The organism is Pseudoalteromonas sp. J2K-J979 (assembly GCF_058169715.2).
The window spans coordinates 3317467-3332500 of record NZ_CM200281.1 but is presented as its reverse complement, the minus strand read 5'-3'; the positions used below and the strand labels follow the sequence as shown (position 1 = coordinate 3332500).

15 protein-coding genes and 2 rRNA genes (1 of these 17 cut by a window edge) are annotated in these 15034 nt (G+C 40.8%); 16 read left to right on the top strand and 1 reads right to left on the bottom strand.

The features are described 5' to 3' along the window. From AC3KVK_RS15235 to AC3KVK_RS15205, 7 genes are all read left to right on the top strand, one after another. Positions 1–2203: ribosomal RNA gene (locus AC3KVK_RS15235) — 23S ribosomal RNA — on the top strand (it extends 681 nt beyond the left edge of the window). 130 nt (positions 2204–2333) lie between these two features. Beyond that, positions 2334–2448 (top strand): 5S ribosomal RNA (gene rrf, locus AC3KVK_RS15230). Between the two features lie 151 nt (positions 2449–2599). Continuing rightward, the gene (lexA, locus tag AC3KVK_RS15225; RefSeq protein WP_490313490.1) at positions 2600–3217 is read left to right on the top strand and encodes a transcriptional repressor LexA; all 618 of its coding nucleotides are present in this window, start codon (positions 2600–2602) and stop codon (positions 3215–3217) included. Positions 3218–3465: 248 nt separating this feature from the next. Further along, positions 3466–4593: a cytochrome c oxidase subunit II gene (coxB, locus tag AC3KVK_RS15220; RefSeq protein ID WP_490313489.1), complete on the top strand. Its 1128-nt coding sequence runs from the start codon at positions 3466–3468 to the stop codon at positions 4591–4593. A gap of 4 nt (positions 4594–4597) precedes the next feature. Then, on the top strand, positions 4598–6175 hold the full coding sequence (gene ctaD / locus AC3KVK_RS15215; RefSeq protein ID WP_490313488.1) for a cytochrome c oxidase subunit I: 1578 nt from the start codon (positions 4598–4600) through the stop codon (positions 6173–6175). Beyond that, positions 6175–6747 (top strand): cytochrome c oxidase assembly protein, encoded by a 573-nt coding sequence (locus AC3KVK_RS15210; RefSeq protein WP_490313487.1) that lies wholly within the window; start codon positions 6175–6177, stop codon positions 6745–6747. Before ctaD ends, AC3KVK_RS15210 begins: the two co-directional genes overlap by 1 nt. Beyond that, positions 6731–7612 carry a cytochrome c oxidase subunit 3 gene (locus AC3KVK_RS15205; protein WP_490313486.1) on the top strand — a complete coding sequence of 294 codons (882 nt, stop codon included), beginning with the start codon at positions 6731–6733 and terminating at the stop codon, positions 7610–7612. Before AC3KVK_RS15210 ends, AC3KVK_RS15205 begins: the two co-directional genes overlap by 17 nt. Here AC3KVK_RS15205 and AC3KVK_RS15200 read toward each other — a convergent pair. After that, the gene (locus AC3KVK_RS15200; protein ID WP_490313485.1) at positions 7512–7817 is read right to left on the bottom strand and encodes a DUF2909 domain-containing protein; all 306 of its coding nucleotides are present in this window, start codon (positions 7815–7817) and stop codon (positions 7512–7514) included. The genes AC3KVK_RS15205 and AC3KVK_RS15200 overlap by 101 nt on opposite strands. Between AC3KVK_RS15200 and AC3KVK_RS15195 the strand changes: the two genes are divergently transcribed. The 9 genes from AC3KVK_RS15195 to AC3KVK_RS15155 all read left to right on the top strand — a co-directional run bounded on the left by AC3KVK_RS15195 (position 7708) and on the right by AC3KVK_RS15155 (position 15027). Next, entirely contained in the window at positions 7708–8574 is an 867-nt protein-coding gene (locus AC3KVK_RS15195; protein WP_490313484.1) for an SURF1 family protein, read from the top strand. The two genes, AC3KVK_RS15200 and AC3KVK_RS15195, sit on opposite strands and share 110 nt — an antisense overlap. Then, complete coding sequence (locus tag AC3KVK_RS15190; protein WP_490313483.1) at positions 8567–9064, top strand: redox-active disulfide-containing membrane protein; 498 nt, start codon at positions 8567–8569, stop codon at positions 9062–9064. The genes AC3KVK_RS15195 and AC3KVK_RS15190 overlap by 8 nt, the downstream gene beginning before the upstream one ends. Before the next feature lie 15 nt (positions 9065–9079). Next, positions 9080–10075 (top strand): COX15/CtaA family protein, encoded by a 996-nt coding sequence (locus AC3KVK_RS15185; RefSeq protein WP_490313482.1) that lies wholly within the window; start codon positions 9080–9082, stop codon positions 10073–10075. 13 nt (positions 10076–10088) lie between these two features. Further along, on the top strand, positions 10089–11006 hold the full coding sequence (gene cyoE / locus AC3KVK_RS15180) for a heme o synthase (RefSeq protein WP_490313492.1): 918 nt from the start codon (positions 10089–10091) through the stop codon (positions 11004–11006). Continuing rightward, positions 11006–11599 (top strand): SCO family protein, encoded by a 594-nt coding sequence (locus AC3KVK_RS15175; RefSeq protein WP_490313481.1) that lies wholly within the window; start codon positions 11006–11008, stop codon positions 11597–11599. The genes cyoE and AC3KVK_RS15175 overlap by 1 nt, the downstream gene beginning before the upstream one ends. 174 nt (positions 11600–11773) lie before the next feature. Next, entirely contained in the window at positions 11774–12043 is a 270-nt protein-coding gene (locus tag AC3KVK_RS15170; RefSeq protein WP_490313480.1) for an STAS domain-containing protein, read from the top strand. A gap of 11 nt (positions 12044–12054) precedes the next feature. Next, entirely contained in the window at positions 12055–12417 is a 363-nt protein-coding gene (locus AC3KVK_RS15165) for a response regulator (RefSeq protein WP_086743116.1), read from the top strand. A gap of 12 nt (positions 12418–12429) precedes the next feature. Beyond that, positions 12430–14514, top strand: a complete 2085-nt coding sequence (locus tag AC3KVK_RS15160; RefSeq protein WP_490313479.1) for a chemotaxis protein CheA — start codon at positions 12430–12432, stop codon at positions 14512–14514. Further along, positions 14515–15027, top strand: coding sequence for a chemotaxis protein CheW (locus AC3KVK_RS15155; RefSeq protein WP_490313478.1), 513 nt, complete (start codon positions 14515–14517; stop codon positions 15025–15027). Positions 15028–15034 lie beyond the last annotated feature (7 nt).

Genomic DNA, 15034 nt, shown 5'->3' with positions numbered 1-15034 from the left:
GGCAGGTTGAAGGTTGAGTAACATCAACTGGAGGACCGAACCCACTAACGTTGAAAAGTTAGGGGATGACTTGTGGCTAGGAGTGAAAGGCTAATCAAACCGGGAGATAGCTGGTTCTCCCCGAAATCTATTTAGGTAGAGCCTCGGACGAATACTTACGGGGGTAGAGCACTGTTAAGGCTAGGGGGTCATCCCGACTTACCAACCCTTTGCAAACTCCGAATACCGTAAAGTACTATCCGGGAGACACACGGCGGGTGCTAACGTCCGTCGTGAAGAGGGAAACAACCCAGACCGCCAGCTAAGGTCCCAAAGTGTATGTTAAGTGGGAAACGATGTGGAAAGGCCCAGACAGCCAGGAGGTTGGCTTAGAAGCAGCCATCCTTTAAAGAAAGCGTAATAGCTCACTGGTCGAGTCGGTCTGCGCGGAAGATGTAACGGGGCTAAACATACCACCGAAGCTGCGGCTGCGTACTTATGTATGCGGGGTAGGGGAGCGTTCTGTAAGCCGTTGAAGGTGAACCGGGAGGTTTGCTGGAGGTATCAGAAGTGCGAATGCTGACATGAGTAACGATAATGCGGGTGAAAAACCCGCACGCCGGAAGACCAAGGGTTCCTATCCCATGTTAATCAGGGTAGGGTGAGTCGACCCCTAAGGCGAGGCGGAAACGCGTAGTCGATGGGAAACGGGTTAATATTCCCGTACTCGGCATGAATGCGATGGGGAGACGGAGCAGGCTAGGCAAGCATGGCGTTGGTTGTCCATGTGAAAGTAAGTAGGTTGAGAACTTAGGCAAATCCGGGTTCTTAAGACTGAGATACGAGACGAGCTACTACGGTAGTGAAGTTGTTGATGCCATACTTCCAGGAAAATCCTCTAAGCTTCAGTTCATGCTGAATCGTACCCCAAACCGACACAGGTGGTCAGGTAGAGAATACTAAGGCGCTTGAGAGAACTCGGGTGAAGGAACTAGGCAAAATAGTACCGTAACTTCGGGAGAAGGTACGCTGCTGACGGTGATAGGACTTGCTCCTTAAGCTGTTGGCAGTCACAGTAACCAGGTGGCTGGGACTGTTTATTAAAAACACAGCACTGTGCAAAATCGAAAGATGACGTATACGGTGTGACACCTGCCCGGTGCCGGAAGGTTAATTGATGGGGTTATCTTCGGAGAAGCTCTTGATCGAAGCCCCGGTAAACGGCGGCCGTAACTATAACGGTCCTAAGGTAGCGAAATTCCTTGTCGGGTAAGTTCCGACCTGCACGAATGGTGTAACCATGGCCACGCTGTCTCCACCCGAGACTCAGTGAAATTGAAATCGCAGTGAAGATGCTGTGTACCCGCGGCTAGACGGAAAGACCCCGTGAACCTTTACTACAGCTTGGCACTGAACATTGAACCTACATGTGTAGGATAGGTGGGAGACTTTGAAGCAGCGACGCTAGTTGTTGTGGAGTCGTCCTTGAAATACCACCCTTGTAGTTTTGATGTTCTAACGTAGGCCCCTAATCGGGGTTGCGGACAGTGCCTGGTGGGTAGTTTGACTGGGGCGGTCTCCTCCCAAAGAGTAACGGAGGAGCACGAAGGTTTGCTAAGTACGGTCGGACATCGTACGGTTAGTGTAATGGTAGAAGCAAGCTTAACTGCGAGACGGACAAGTCGAGCAGGTACGAAAGTAGGTCATAGTGATCCGGTGGTTCTGAATGGAAGGGCCATCGCTCAACGGATAAAAGGTACTCCGGGGATAACAGGCTGATACCGCCCAAGAGTTCATATCGACGGCGGTGTTTGGCACCTCGATGTCGGCTCATCACATCCTGGGGCTGAAGTCGGTCCCAAGGGTATGGCTGTTCGCCATTTAAAGTGGTACGCGAGCTGGGTTTAGAACGTCGTGAGACAGTTCGGTCCCTATCTGCCGTGGGCGTTTGAGAATTGAGAGGGGCTGCTCCTAGTACGAGAGGACCGGAGTGGACGAACCGCTGGTGTTCGGGTTGTCATGCCAATGGCACTGCCCGGTAGCTACGTTCGGAATCGATAAGCGCTGAAAGCATCTAAGCGCGAAGCGAGCCTCGAGATGAGTTCTCACTTGGAGTTTAACTCCACTAAAGGGCCGTTGGAGACTACAACGTTGATAGGTAGGATGTGGAAGCGCTGCGAGGCGTTAAGCTAACCTATACTAATTACCCGTGAGGCTTAACCATACAACGCCAAAGTGGTTTGTATGAAGCACTGATAAATAAGCAAGAAGTTAGATAGACTGAAGTAGACAATTTTAAAATCAGCCTTCCGAATTTAGTTTTACGGCGAAAGCGGTAAAGCGGCAAAATTTTGCTTGGTGACAATAGCGTTTTGGACCCACCTGACTCCATTCCGAACTCAGTAGTGAAACGAAACAGCGCCGATGGTAGTGTGGGATTACCCATGTGAGAGTAGGACATCGCCAGGCTCCTATTAAGAAAAGCCCGACTCAATGAGTCGGGCTTTTTGCTGTCTGAGTTTTTATTTTAACTATCTGTTTGAGAAAGTCGATAATATATTGCGCTTTCATTTACCCTGTATATAATTACAGTTATCTTTACTGTATGGAAATCCAGTGTATGCGTCCACTTACAAAACGTCAGGCTCAAATACTAGAGCTAATAAAGGTATTTATTAAAGATACAGGCATGCCTCCTACACGCGCTGAAATAGCTAATACGCTAGGCTTTAAAAGTGCAAATGCAGCAGAGGAACACCTCAAAGCCCTTGCAAAAAAAGGCTTTATCGAAATGGTGCCTGGTGCAAGTCGAGGTTTAAGGTTGGTCGAAGATGATGAGCCTGAACAACTTGGTTTACCACTAATTGGTAAAGTTGCTGCTGGTGAACCTATTTTGGCTCAAGAACATGTAGAAAGTCATTACCAAGTTGATCCGATGTTATTTAAACCAGCCGCAGACTTCTTGTTAAGAGTCGATGGGATGAGCATGAAAGATATTGGTATTATGGATGGTGATTTGTTAGCCGTTCATCGATGTGCTGTTGCACTAAATGGCCAAGTTGTTGTTGCTCGTGTCGGCGAGGATGTGACGGTCAAGCGTTTTGAGCAAAAGGGCAAAAAAGTTTACCTTCATGCTGAAAACGAAGAGTTCAATCCGATAATTGTTGATTTGTCTGAAGAAGCTCTTGATATTGAAGGGCTTGCGGTTGGCGTTATTCGTAATGCTGATTGGATGTAAAAAAGATGTTAATGTTATTTTTGTTTCGATTTATATTTAACAATCTGATTTAATTGTATTTATTTTAGTGCGCTTGTCGCACTTTATTTTTTATTGCTATATTTCTCACCCCCTTTCTTGCTTAACACTCCATCCTTGACTAGTTTTCAACTACAGCTGATTGAAAAATCATCTATTGGATTCTAGTTAATAATAATAATGAAGAAATAATTTGGCGTGCTTAAATTTCTTCACTAAAGGAGTGTGTTATGGGTAAGGTCTTTATGTCCTTGCTCGTTATGTTTGTTACATCGTCTAATGTTTTTGCACAAAGCAAATACAATATGACTACAGGTGTAACTGACATCAGCGAGAATGTTTATAACCTACATATGACAATTTTTATAATTTGTTGTGTGATAGGAGTTATTGTCTTCTCTATTATGTTTTGGGCCTTATTCAATCATCGTAAGTCTAAAGGTGTGACTGCTTCACAGTTTCATGAAAGCACCAAAGTTGAAATATTATGGACCGCCATTCCATTTTTGATTCTAATCTTAATGGCTATTCCTGCGACGAAAACCCTTATTGCGATGGAAGATACATCTAAGGCTGACATTACCATCAAGATAACGGGGTCACAGTGGAAATGGCACTATGAGTATATCGAACATGACTTAAGTTTTTACTCCATTTTATCTACACCACAAGACCAAATTAATAACCATATAACTAAAACTGAAAATTATTTACTTGAAGTCGATAAACCACTGGTTATCCCAACTAATCGCAAAGTTCGTTTTTTGATGACTTCTGATGATGTTATCCACTCATGGTGGGTCCCTGATTTTGCTGTTAAAAAAGATGCGAATCCAGGTTTTATAAATGAAGCATGGACTAGAGTAAACGAGCCTGGAATATACAGAGGTCAATGTGCTGAACTTTGTGGGAAAGATCATGGCTTTATGCCAGTGGTGGTCGAAGCCGTCGAGCCAGATGCTTTTGACTCTTGGCTTAACAATGCGAAAAAAGAAAATGCGCAAGCAGCTCAAGCTGATCTGAAGCTATTAGACCAGACATTATCAGAAGAGGAGTTAATGACATTGGGCGAGCAAGTTTATATCGCAAGTTGTGCAGCATGTCATCAGGTTACCGGTTTAGGTCTAGGTGGCGTATTCCCTGCGCTCAAGGATAGTCCTATAGCAAAGGGCGATATCATTGATCATATCGACATAGTTTTGCATGGTAAACCAGGTACGGCTATGCAAGCCTACGTAAAACAACTTTCTTTAAAACAGCTTGCAGCCGTTATTACCTATGAGCGAAATGCCTGGGGAAATAATACTGGGGATCTTGTTCAGCCAAGTGACGTAAAGAATAGAATGAAGGAAGAATAATAATATGACCGCGCTTACTCATGAACATTCGGATTCTCACGCTACCCCAAGTGGAATAAAGCGTTGGCTATTTACAACAAACCACAAAGATATTGGCTCATTGTACCTTATCTTTTCTTTGGTTATGTTTTTAGTCGGCGGTGCGATGGCTATGGTTATCCGAGCTGAACTATTTCAGCCTGGATTACAGTTGGTTGAACCTGATTTTTTTAACCAAATGACAACAGTACATGGACTCATTATGGTTTTTGGCGCTGTGATGCCTGCTTTTACGGGGTTGGCAAATTGGATGATCCCAATGATGATTGGCGCACCAGATATGGCGCTTCCTAGAATGAATAACTGGAGTTTCTGGATACTCCCTTTTGCATTTTCTATTTTACTCATGTCACTTTTTATGGAAGGTGGTGGACCTAATTTCGGTTGGACCTTTTACGCACCTCTATCTACAACGTATAGCAATGATAGTACAGCATTTTTTGTGTTTGCTGTTCACATTATGGGGATTAGTTCTATCATGGGGGCGATTAATGTCATTGTGACGATTGTAAATTTGCGCGCTCCAGGCATGACGTGGATGAAATTACCATTGTTTGTGTGGACTTGGTTGATCACTGCTTTTTTATTAATTGCTGTGATGCCTGTTTTAGCAGGAGCAGTAACAATGGTTCTCACGGATAAATATTTTGGGACTAGCTTCTTTAATGCTATGGGTGGCGGCGACCCAGTCATGTTTCAACATATCTTTTGGTTTTTCGGTCATCCAGAAGTGTATATTATGATTTTGCCCGCTTTTGGTATTATCTCTTCCATTGTTCCTACTTTTTCTCGTAAACCTTTGTTTGGCTACGCTTCAATGGTCTATGCAACTGCCTCAATTGCGTTTTTATCTTTCATTGTATGGGCTCACCATATGTTTACCACGGGGATGCCTTTAGCTGGAGAGCTATTTTTTATGTATAGCACGATGCTGATATCGGTACCTACAGGTGTTAAGGTCTTTAACTGGGTCGCCACTATGTGGCGTGGTTCAATTAGTTTCGAAATCCCGATGTTGTTTAGTATCGCTTTTATTGTGCTATTCACAATAGGAGGGTTTTCAGGTTTGATGCTGGCAATCACCCCTGCAGATTTTCAATATCATGATACTTATTTTGTTGTTGCGCATTTCCATTACGTTCTCGTAACTGGTGCTGTTTTTTCTATCATGGCAGCTGCGTATTATTGGCTGCCAAAATGGACAGGCAACATGTATCACCAAGGGTGGGCACAAGCGCATTTTTGGCTCTCACTTATAAGTGTTAATGTACTTTTCTTTCCTATGCACTTTGTTGGTCTAGCTGGTATGCCAAGACGTATTCCTGATTACGCTCTTCAATTTGCTGATTTTAATGCAATCATCAGTATTGGTGGTTTTGCTTTTGGTCTATCGCAGCTACTGTTTGTATGGGTTGTGATTAAGTGTATTAAAGGGGGAGAAAAAGCGACTGCGAGAGTATGGGAGGGTGCGCATGGACTCGAATGGGAAGTGCCTTCACCAGCTCCGTATCATACGTTTGATAAACCTCCGGTTATAAAATAATGGCTTCTTTACATAATAAATTGTTATTTAAGCTGCTGATTACATGTGCGGGAATGTTTGCGTTTGCATTTGCTCTCGTCCCTCTATATGACGTGTTTTGTGACATTACTGGATTGAATGGCAAACCGTCTTTAGAAGAGGCAGAGCAAAGCGCGGAGATTGATAATAAACGGTTAGTTGATGTGGGCTTTATTACTCATATTCAGGGTTCTGCTCCATTTAAAGTATCAGCTGAAACTCAGCGAATTACAGTCCAACCAGGAGCGATGCATAAGGTTGTATTTAAGGCTAAAAATATTAGTGATACAGATCGTGTTTTACAGGCGGTTCCATCAGTCTCCCCAGGCTTAGCAGCTAAATACCTCCATAAAATTGAGTGTTTTTGTTTTAATCAACAGCCCTTATCAGCAGGTGAAATGGCGGAGCTTCCACTTATGTTTTATGTTGATACAGCGTTACCACACAAGTTTGAAGAAATAACTTTATCCTATACTGTTTTTGATATCAGCGAGCAAATTCAGCAAGCAGTAACTGCCTCAACTAAGGAGACTGTGAATGAAACCAGAATATGAAACATATTACGTCCCATCACAAAGCCATTGGCCGATAGTCGGTGCAGTTGGGATGTTTTTTATCGCGCTTGGTGCAGCGAGTACGGTCATCAATTCGACAAAAGAAGAAGCGTCAGGGTTAACTCAGTATCTGCTATATGTAGGTATAGCGACCATCATTTACATGCTATACGGTTGGTTTAAAAATGTGATTGATGAGTCTGCTTCTGGGCTTTATTCGAAACAGATGGATCGCTCTTTCCGACAAGGTATGAGTTGGTTTATTTTTTCTGAGGTGATGTTTTTTGCTGCATTTTTTGGGGCTTTATTTTACGCCCGAGTATTGTCAGTCCCTTGGTTGGGTGGGGCCAGTAATAATGCAATGACCCATGAACTACTTTGGCCGACTTTTGAGGCTGTTTGGCCTTTAGTGACAACGCCAGCAGGCGAGACAACTCAGGCAATGCCATGGACAGGTTTACCATTGATAAATACCATTATCTTACTAACTTCATCAATAACGATTCATTTTGCTCATCAAGCTTTAGAAAAAGACAATCGCACTCAATTAAAACTTTTTTTAGCTCTAACGGTTGTATTAGGTGTGATTTTTTTAGGCTTACAAATAGAAGAATATGTTCATGCATATCAAGACTTAGGGCTGACTCTTGATGCGGGTATTTATGGAAATACCTTCTTTTTATTGACAGGCTTTCATGGCTTGCATGTAACTCTAGGTACGCTCATTTTATTTATTGTGTTATTACGTATTTATAAGGGGCACTTCACTTGCGAGAACCATTTTGCTTTCCAAGCTGCGGCTTGGTATTGGCATTTTGTGGACGTAGTGTGGTTATGTCTGTTTGTGTTTGTTTATGTTTTATAAATGGATTTTGATTAGGGCTTATCCAACCCAAAGATATCGCGGCTAAAATACCGACTAAAATTAAAACAGATGTAAATACACGCCGACCTAGGTATTTGGACATTGAAGGTGCTTTTGGATCGGCGCGTATCATTATTAGCAGTGCTTTAAAAAGACTAAATAGAATAAACAATAATAACAAAATAATAATTAGCTTGATTACCATGGGCTTTCCAAAGGTGTTTATGGATATAAGATTGCTTCATCAGTCATTTCACTTCTCATTTATAGCACTATTAATCACTTTATTAATAGCCTTATCTTGTGGTGGACTTGCTAGGTGGCAATATTATCGCGCATCCGAAAAGCAACTGACATTGAATTACCTAGCAGATAAGGCAAGTTTAGGGGAGTTGAAGTGGGAAGCTATTCAGTTGATGCCTGCAGATTGGAATAAAACAGGGCTCATTGTTCATCTGAAGGGCTCTTTAACTCAGAATAAATATTGGTTGTTAGATAATCGGGTACTCAATGGTCAGGTGGGATATGACGTTTTGGCTATGATAGAAATAGCGAATGAACCTAAAAAACTGCTAGTAAATTTGGGGTGGATCCCTACTGATTTTAATCGAAATTCCTTACCGTCTGTAGAGCTTCCCGATACAGATATCAGCATCAGAGTTCAAATTAAACAAGGAGATCTCGCTGGTTTTTATCTGGCGCATGAGCAAGAAATATCACTGTATTGGCCAAAAAGAATTCAATATATTGATCTTGATAAACTGGCAAAACAATCGAGCGAACTCTTATTACCATTTATGGCATACGCTGAAGAGTCAATTCTTAACATTAAGCCACATTATAAGCCTGTAGTGATGACTCCACAAAAGCATAAAGCTTATGCATTGCAATGGGGTTTAATTGGTATAGCGGCAATAATAGTTTTTGTGTTTGCATCAAAAGTAAGGGACAGACATGAGTAAAAAAGTGGTGGTTTATTTATTCTGTATTTGTTTTATCACCCCAATTATCAGTGCTTTTTTATTTCTACAAAGTAATTGGATCCCTCAGTCAACAGTCAATAATGGTGTGCTAGTTAAAGAAAATATCATAATAAGTGATTGGCAAGTTCCAGAAAGGAAACTTTGGTCTATTGCCGTCATGGCGCCAGAAGGATGCCAAGAGCAGTGCTCATTGGTGGTTGATTCAGTTAATAAAGTTCATCTAGCATTAGGAAAGCATAATGAGTATGTAGGTGTAGTTCTCTTAAGTAATGAACAAACAATAACTAATAAAGTTGAGGTAGTTCAAGCACCATTCCGTAATTTAAGTGAAGGCTCAATTTACTTGGTTGACCATATGGGGTTAATTGTTTTGGAGTACCCACTATCGAGTGGCAGTGGTGAAGAAGTCGTATTTAAAGGGTTACTGACAGATATTAAGAAGTTATTGAAGTTTGCGCGAAGTAGTTAAATAGGGATCATTAACATGATAAAAAAATATAAAAAATTAGTGTTGATTTGCTGTTTATTTTCAATCTGCGTTGTTGGCTTAGGTGCATATACTCGTTTGAGTGACGCAGGGTTAGGCTGCCCAGATTGGCCTGGGTGTTATGGATTTTTGAGCGTTCCACACCATGAAATTCATGCTGACATCGTGGCTGAAAATTTCCCAGGGATGGTAATTGAAACGGCAAAAGCATGGAAAGAGATGATTCATCGTTATTTTGCGGGTGCATTAGGGCTTTTTATTTTGGCTATTGCTATTTGGGCCGCGCACATTAATAAAAAAGAACTTACACCGCTGCGTTTGCCTATTTTTTTGGTCTTACTTGTAATATTTCAGGCTACGCTTGGGATGCTGACCGTCACGATGCAATTACAGCCATTAATTGTTATGGGGCATTTACTTGGTGGGTTTGCTATTTTCAGCCTGACAGGTTTGCTTTATCTGCGAATAACTAGTCAATCTATACCGGGCGGCGATGCAGGAGCGAAGCGATTTGGAAGCATGTGCATAATTGCTCTCTGGGTGTTGATTATACAAATCGCTTTAGGAGGTTGGCTGGCTGCTAATTATGCTGCTCCTCATTGTGCTGATTTCCCATTATGTGGTCCCGATACCTTGGTGCGTTTTTCATTTTTTGATGTCTTTCACTTACCGTTGGCGCAAAGTACTTATGAATATGGTGTTCTATCGGCAGATAGTCGGATGTCAATTCATTTTCTGCACAGAATTTGGGCTGTAATTACAAGTGTTGTGATTTTATTAACGTTGTTTCAGTTATGGCGAAATTGTTACTCAAGGAAAATAAAGGATTGTGTTTTAACCGTTCTGATTGCATTGAGCGCCCAATTATCTTTGGGGGTTTTATTAATTATGTGGCAATTCCCAATCTCAATTGCATTGGCGCATAATATTATGGCTGCTTTTTTGCTCTTAAGTGTTGTTCGTCTGTGTTATTACGTTAAGTCACGTTGTTAGAAGGGGATATTTGATGGCTGCAATATCGTATAGTGAAAAAGTAAAAACAAACATCTATCAAGTTATTGATTTAGCAAAAGATTATTTGGTGCTTTGTAAAATTAAAGTCGTTGCATTATTGGTTTTAACAGCGCTCGTAGGAATAGCTCTGGCGCCAGAATTAATCTCTAAAAGAACACTTTTTCAACAATTTATGAGTTTATTTGGTATTGGCTTACTCGCTAGTAGTGCCGCTGTTATCAATCATGTTGTTGATAGTGGGATTGATAGCGAAATGGCTAGGACTCGCCATAGACCTTTAGTTAAAGGGCGAATATCAGAAGTACATGCAGTGTTATTTTCTATCTTAATAGGCACTGTTGGATTTTTCGCTTTATGTATTTTCTCAAACGTATTAGCTGCTGTTTTAACTTTATTGGCTTTAGTAGGGTATGCTTTTGTTTATACAATGTTTTTAAAGCGAGCGACACCACAAAATATCGTAATCGGTGGGTTGGCAGGAGCGATGCCACCGTTACTAGGTTGGGTGTCTGAGACTGGCCAACTAGCAGCAGAACCTTGGTTACTTGTAATGATTATTTTTACTTGGACTCCTCCGCATTTTTGGGCGTTAGCTATCCATCGCAAAGATGATTATGCAAGGGCTAATATCCCCATGCTTCCTGTTACTCATGGGATCGATTTTTGCAAAACATGTGTACTATTATACTCAATCCTACTTAGTGTGGTTTGCGTTATTCCATATTTAATCGGTATGTCAGGTTGGCTATATCTGGTTATCTCCATTATGTTAAATGGGGTGTTTATCCTCAAGGCCATCCAATTGAAATGGTTTGCTAATCAAGGGACTGCAATGAATTTATTTAAATATTCAATTGTGCAATTGATGTTATTATTTATAGGTTTATTTTTAGATAAATGGTTCCTTTAATGAAAAAAATTGTTTTAATTCTAACCTTATTGCTTTTTCTTTTGGGTTGTAAAGAAGATGAGATCAAAACAGATGCGTTGGTCTATGAGCAACCACGAACGCTTAAACCTTTTATTTTGATAAATAAAAATAAAGAAGAAATTAGTAATGATGCGTTTTTAGGCGGGTGGAATTTATTGTTTCTTGGTTACACAAGCTGCCCAGATATCTGCCCGATGACGCTTTCAAAACTAAAATATGTAAAGTCGTCACTTCAAGGTGAATATGACATTAAAGTTTGGTTAATATCGGTTGATCCAGCTAGAGATACAGCAGAAAAGTTGCGCCAATATACCGATTATTTTGATCCTGAATTTATTGGTGCGACTGCGGAGCATAAAGCTCTTTTCCCCTTCGTTAGAGATCTCGGTTTAATGTATGCGATGGCAGATGAAAATTTAACAAATTACAGCGTTGATCATAGTGCTTCCATAGCGTTAGTTTCGCCAGAAGGGAAATTAAAAGCTATTTTTAAACCTGAATTCAAAGCCGGTGAGATCCCCACCATTAATACAGCTTCTCTAATTACTGACTTTAAACACATAGTAAAATAAATTAACCGATTTCACTGCTTGTTACCCAGTTAGGAAAGTTTATTTCTAACTGGGTTTTTTGTTCCTCTTCAAAGCTAATCTTCTAATTAAATTAAAAAAAGCATGCCTAAATGTGGCAAATCGGTTAACTGCGGCTAAGCTTTTTATTAGATGATATCCAAGGATTGAACATATATGTATCAGTTGCCAGAAGAGCTTGTGATTAACAATATCAGTACTTTCTATCAATCAATAATTGGCTTGTTGAATGATGGTGGTGATATTGTTTTAGATATCAGCAAGGTTACTCAAGCTGACACTGCTTCAATACAAATGTTATGCGCTCTTCAAAAACATTTGCACTCCACAGATCATCACATTCAATGGCATGGTAATAGTAAAGCGTTACTATCCTCAGCTAAGACCCTAGGGGTAAATGAGTTTTTATCACTTGAACACGTATAAATGAGGTCGATATGAAAAAAATCTTGGCAGTCGATGATTCTGCGTCAATGCGTCAGATGGTTGGCTTTACGTTAAAAAAAGCAGGCTTTGATGTTACAGAGGCTAAAGATGGCAGTGAAGCTTTAGCGATTGCTAAGCAAAACTCATTTGATGCGATTATTTCAGACGTCAATATGCCGATTATGGATGGCATCACTTTGATCAGAGAGTTAAGAGGTTTACCTGAATATAAATTTACCCCGATGTTAATGCTGACGACAGAATCAGGTTTAGACAAAAAGACAGAGGGTAAAGCCGCTGGCGCCACAGGTTGGATTGTCAAACCATTTAACCCAGAGCAGTTATTGGCGGTTATTAAGAAAGTTATTCGTTAACAAGGAGATGTTATGAGTATCGATCTCAGCCAATTTTTTGAAGTTTTTTTTGAAGAAAGCTTTGAAGGGTTAGATAGCATGGAATCAGAGCTGTTAAATTTACAGCCCGGAGATCTAGACTCAGAAACTATCAATACTATTTTTAGAGCTGCTCACTCTATTAAAGGTGGCAGTGGTACGTTTGGATTTTCTTCAGTTGCTGATTTTACACATGTTCTTGAAACTTTATTAGATCAGATCCGCGATGGCCGGCGTGCACTTGAACCGGAACATGTGAACCTACTTTTACAGTCTGTAGACTGCCTTCGCTTACTTTTATCTGCTCTGCAAGCTGAGCAAGAACCTGATTTATCTCAATCTATTGCTTTAAGGCAGGAGTTTGAAAGTATACTTAATAATGAGCAACCCTCAGCTCAGTCTGCCGCACCTTCAGTGCTTTTGCAACAAGCTCAAGGCGGGCCTTCATCACTAGACACTTTTGAGATCATATTTAAACCACTTCACCACCTGTTTAAAACAGGAAACGAGCCTTTATTTATGATTAGTGAACTATCAGAACTGGGTCAGCTTGAAGTAAAAGCAAATCTCGATGGTATTTTTGATATTCATGATATGCAGCCTGATGATTGTTATCTCGCGTGGACTTTTTATTTAGAAACGACAGAATCGGAAAGTAGAATAAAGGAAGTGTTTGAGTGGGTTGAAGATGATGCAGAAATTTCTATTACGGTATGTGGTGGGTTGTTTGAAGATGATGATCAGGTCGAGGTACCTGTAGCATCAGTTCCAGAAGGAAAGTCACAGCCAACGAAAAAAACCGAAGGCAAAAAAGAAGTTAAGGCCGAAGTTGAAATAGCTAAGCCTGTCGCAAAAACAGCTGAATCTACATCAATTCGAGTCAGTATTGATAAAGTTGACTCCTTGATCAATATGGTTGGTGAGTTAGTGATTACACAAGCCATGCTAACTCAGCTTGGTGAAGGTGAGATGACAGATCATAAGTTGATGGCCCTTCAAGAAGGATTAGCGCAGCTTGCACATAATACTCGCGATCTGCAAGAGAGTGTTATGCGGATCCGAATGCTTCCAATTAGTTTTGTTTTTAGCCGATTCCCAAGACTAGTAAGGGACACATCGCAAAAATTAGGTAAGCAAGTTGAGCTTAAATTGCTTGGCGAGCAAACTGAATTAGATAAAACAGTGATGGAGAAAATTTCTGACCCAATGGTTCACTTAGTTAGGAATTCTCTAGACCATGGTTTAGAAAAACCAGATGTGCGAGAAGAGGCAGGAAAAGATCCTGTAGGTAAGGTCACCCTGAATGCTTTTCATCAAGGTGGCAACATTGTTATCGAAATCATGGATGATGGTAATGGCTTAAATACCCACAAAATCCGCAGTAAAGCCCTCCAAAATGGCCTAATTTCAGAAACTGATGAGCTTAGTGATGACAAAATAAATGAGCTTATTTTTATGCCTGGTTTTTCAACAGCTGATGAAGTAAGTGATATTTCAGGGCGCGGTGTAGGGATGGATGTCGTTCGAAGGAATATTCAAGCTTTAAATGGATCGATCGAAGTCACTTCAGAGCAAGGGGTCGGTTCAACATTCACTATCCGCTTACCGCTAACATTAGCTATTTTGGATGGTCAGTTAGTCACGGTTGGGCAGCATACTTATATCATACCGCTAATTTCTATTGTTGAATCTCTGCAAGTTGATATCAAAAAAGTGAATAGTGTCGGGGGGGGATTAGATGTACTCAGACTTCGTGATGAATACGTCCCTATTTTACGTCTCCATCAAATTTTCAATCACCGTGGTGCCATCGAAGACTTAGAAAAAGGGTTACTTGTTGTTGTTGAAAGTGATAACCAAAAAGTAGGTTTGTTAGTCGATGATCTTTTAGCTCAGCAACAAGTTGTTATAAAAAGTTTAGAAGCTAACTATCAAAAAGTTGAAGGAGTATCTGGTGCGACTATCTTGGGTGATGGGCGAGTCTCACTGATTGTTGATATTACAGGCCTTATTAAGCTTGCTGGATTAAAAAAAGCAGGAAGACAAGAATTAGTGATTGATGGTGTGGAGGCGCATTAAATGGATGATTCTACTTTAGAGTCGGATGCATTATCAAAAGAAGATACGTCAATTCGTCAGTTTCTAACTTTCATTATGGATGAAGAAGAATATGGTGTGGATATCTTAACTGTACAAGAAATAAGAGGCTGGGAAGAAATTACCGCCATTCCGAATTCTCCTTGTTATGTAAAAGGCGCGATTAACTTAAGAGGGACTATAGTGCCTATTATCGACTTGCGATTACGATTTGGTTTAAAAGTCGCTGACTACGGACCTTTAACTGTCGTCATCGTAGTTAAAGTAGAGCTTGCGCAGGGAGCTAAAATTATGGGTTTAGTAGTAGATGCGGTATCAGATGTTTATAGCATAGCGGAAGAGCAAGCAACGGATGTACCCGATATTAACCGCAGTGACAATGCAGAATTTGTTCATGGCTTAGTTAATGTTGGAGAAAAAATGGTCGTGCTACTTAAGTTAGAGCGCGTACTAAACCTCACAAATGAAATAAAACAAGAAGTTGTTATTAATTAGTTGATCT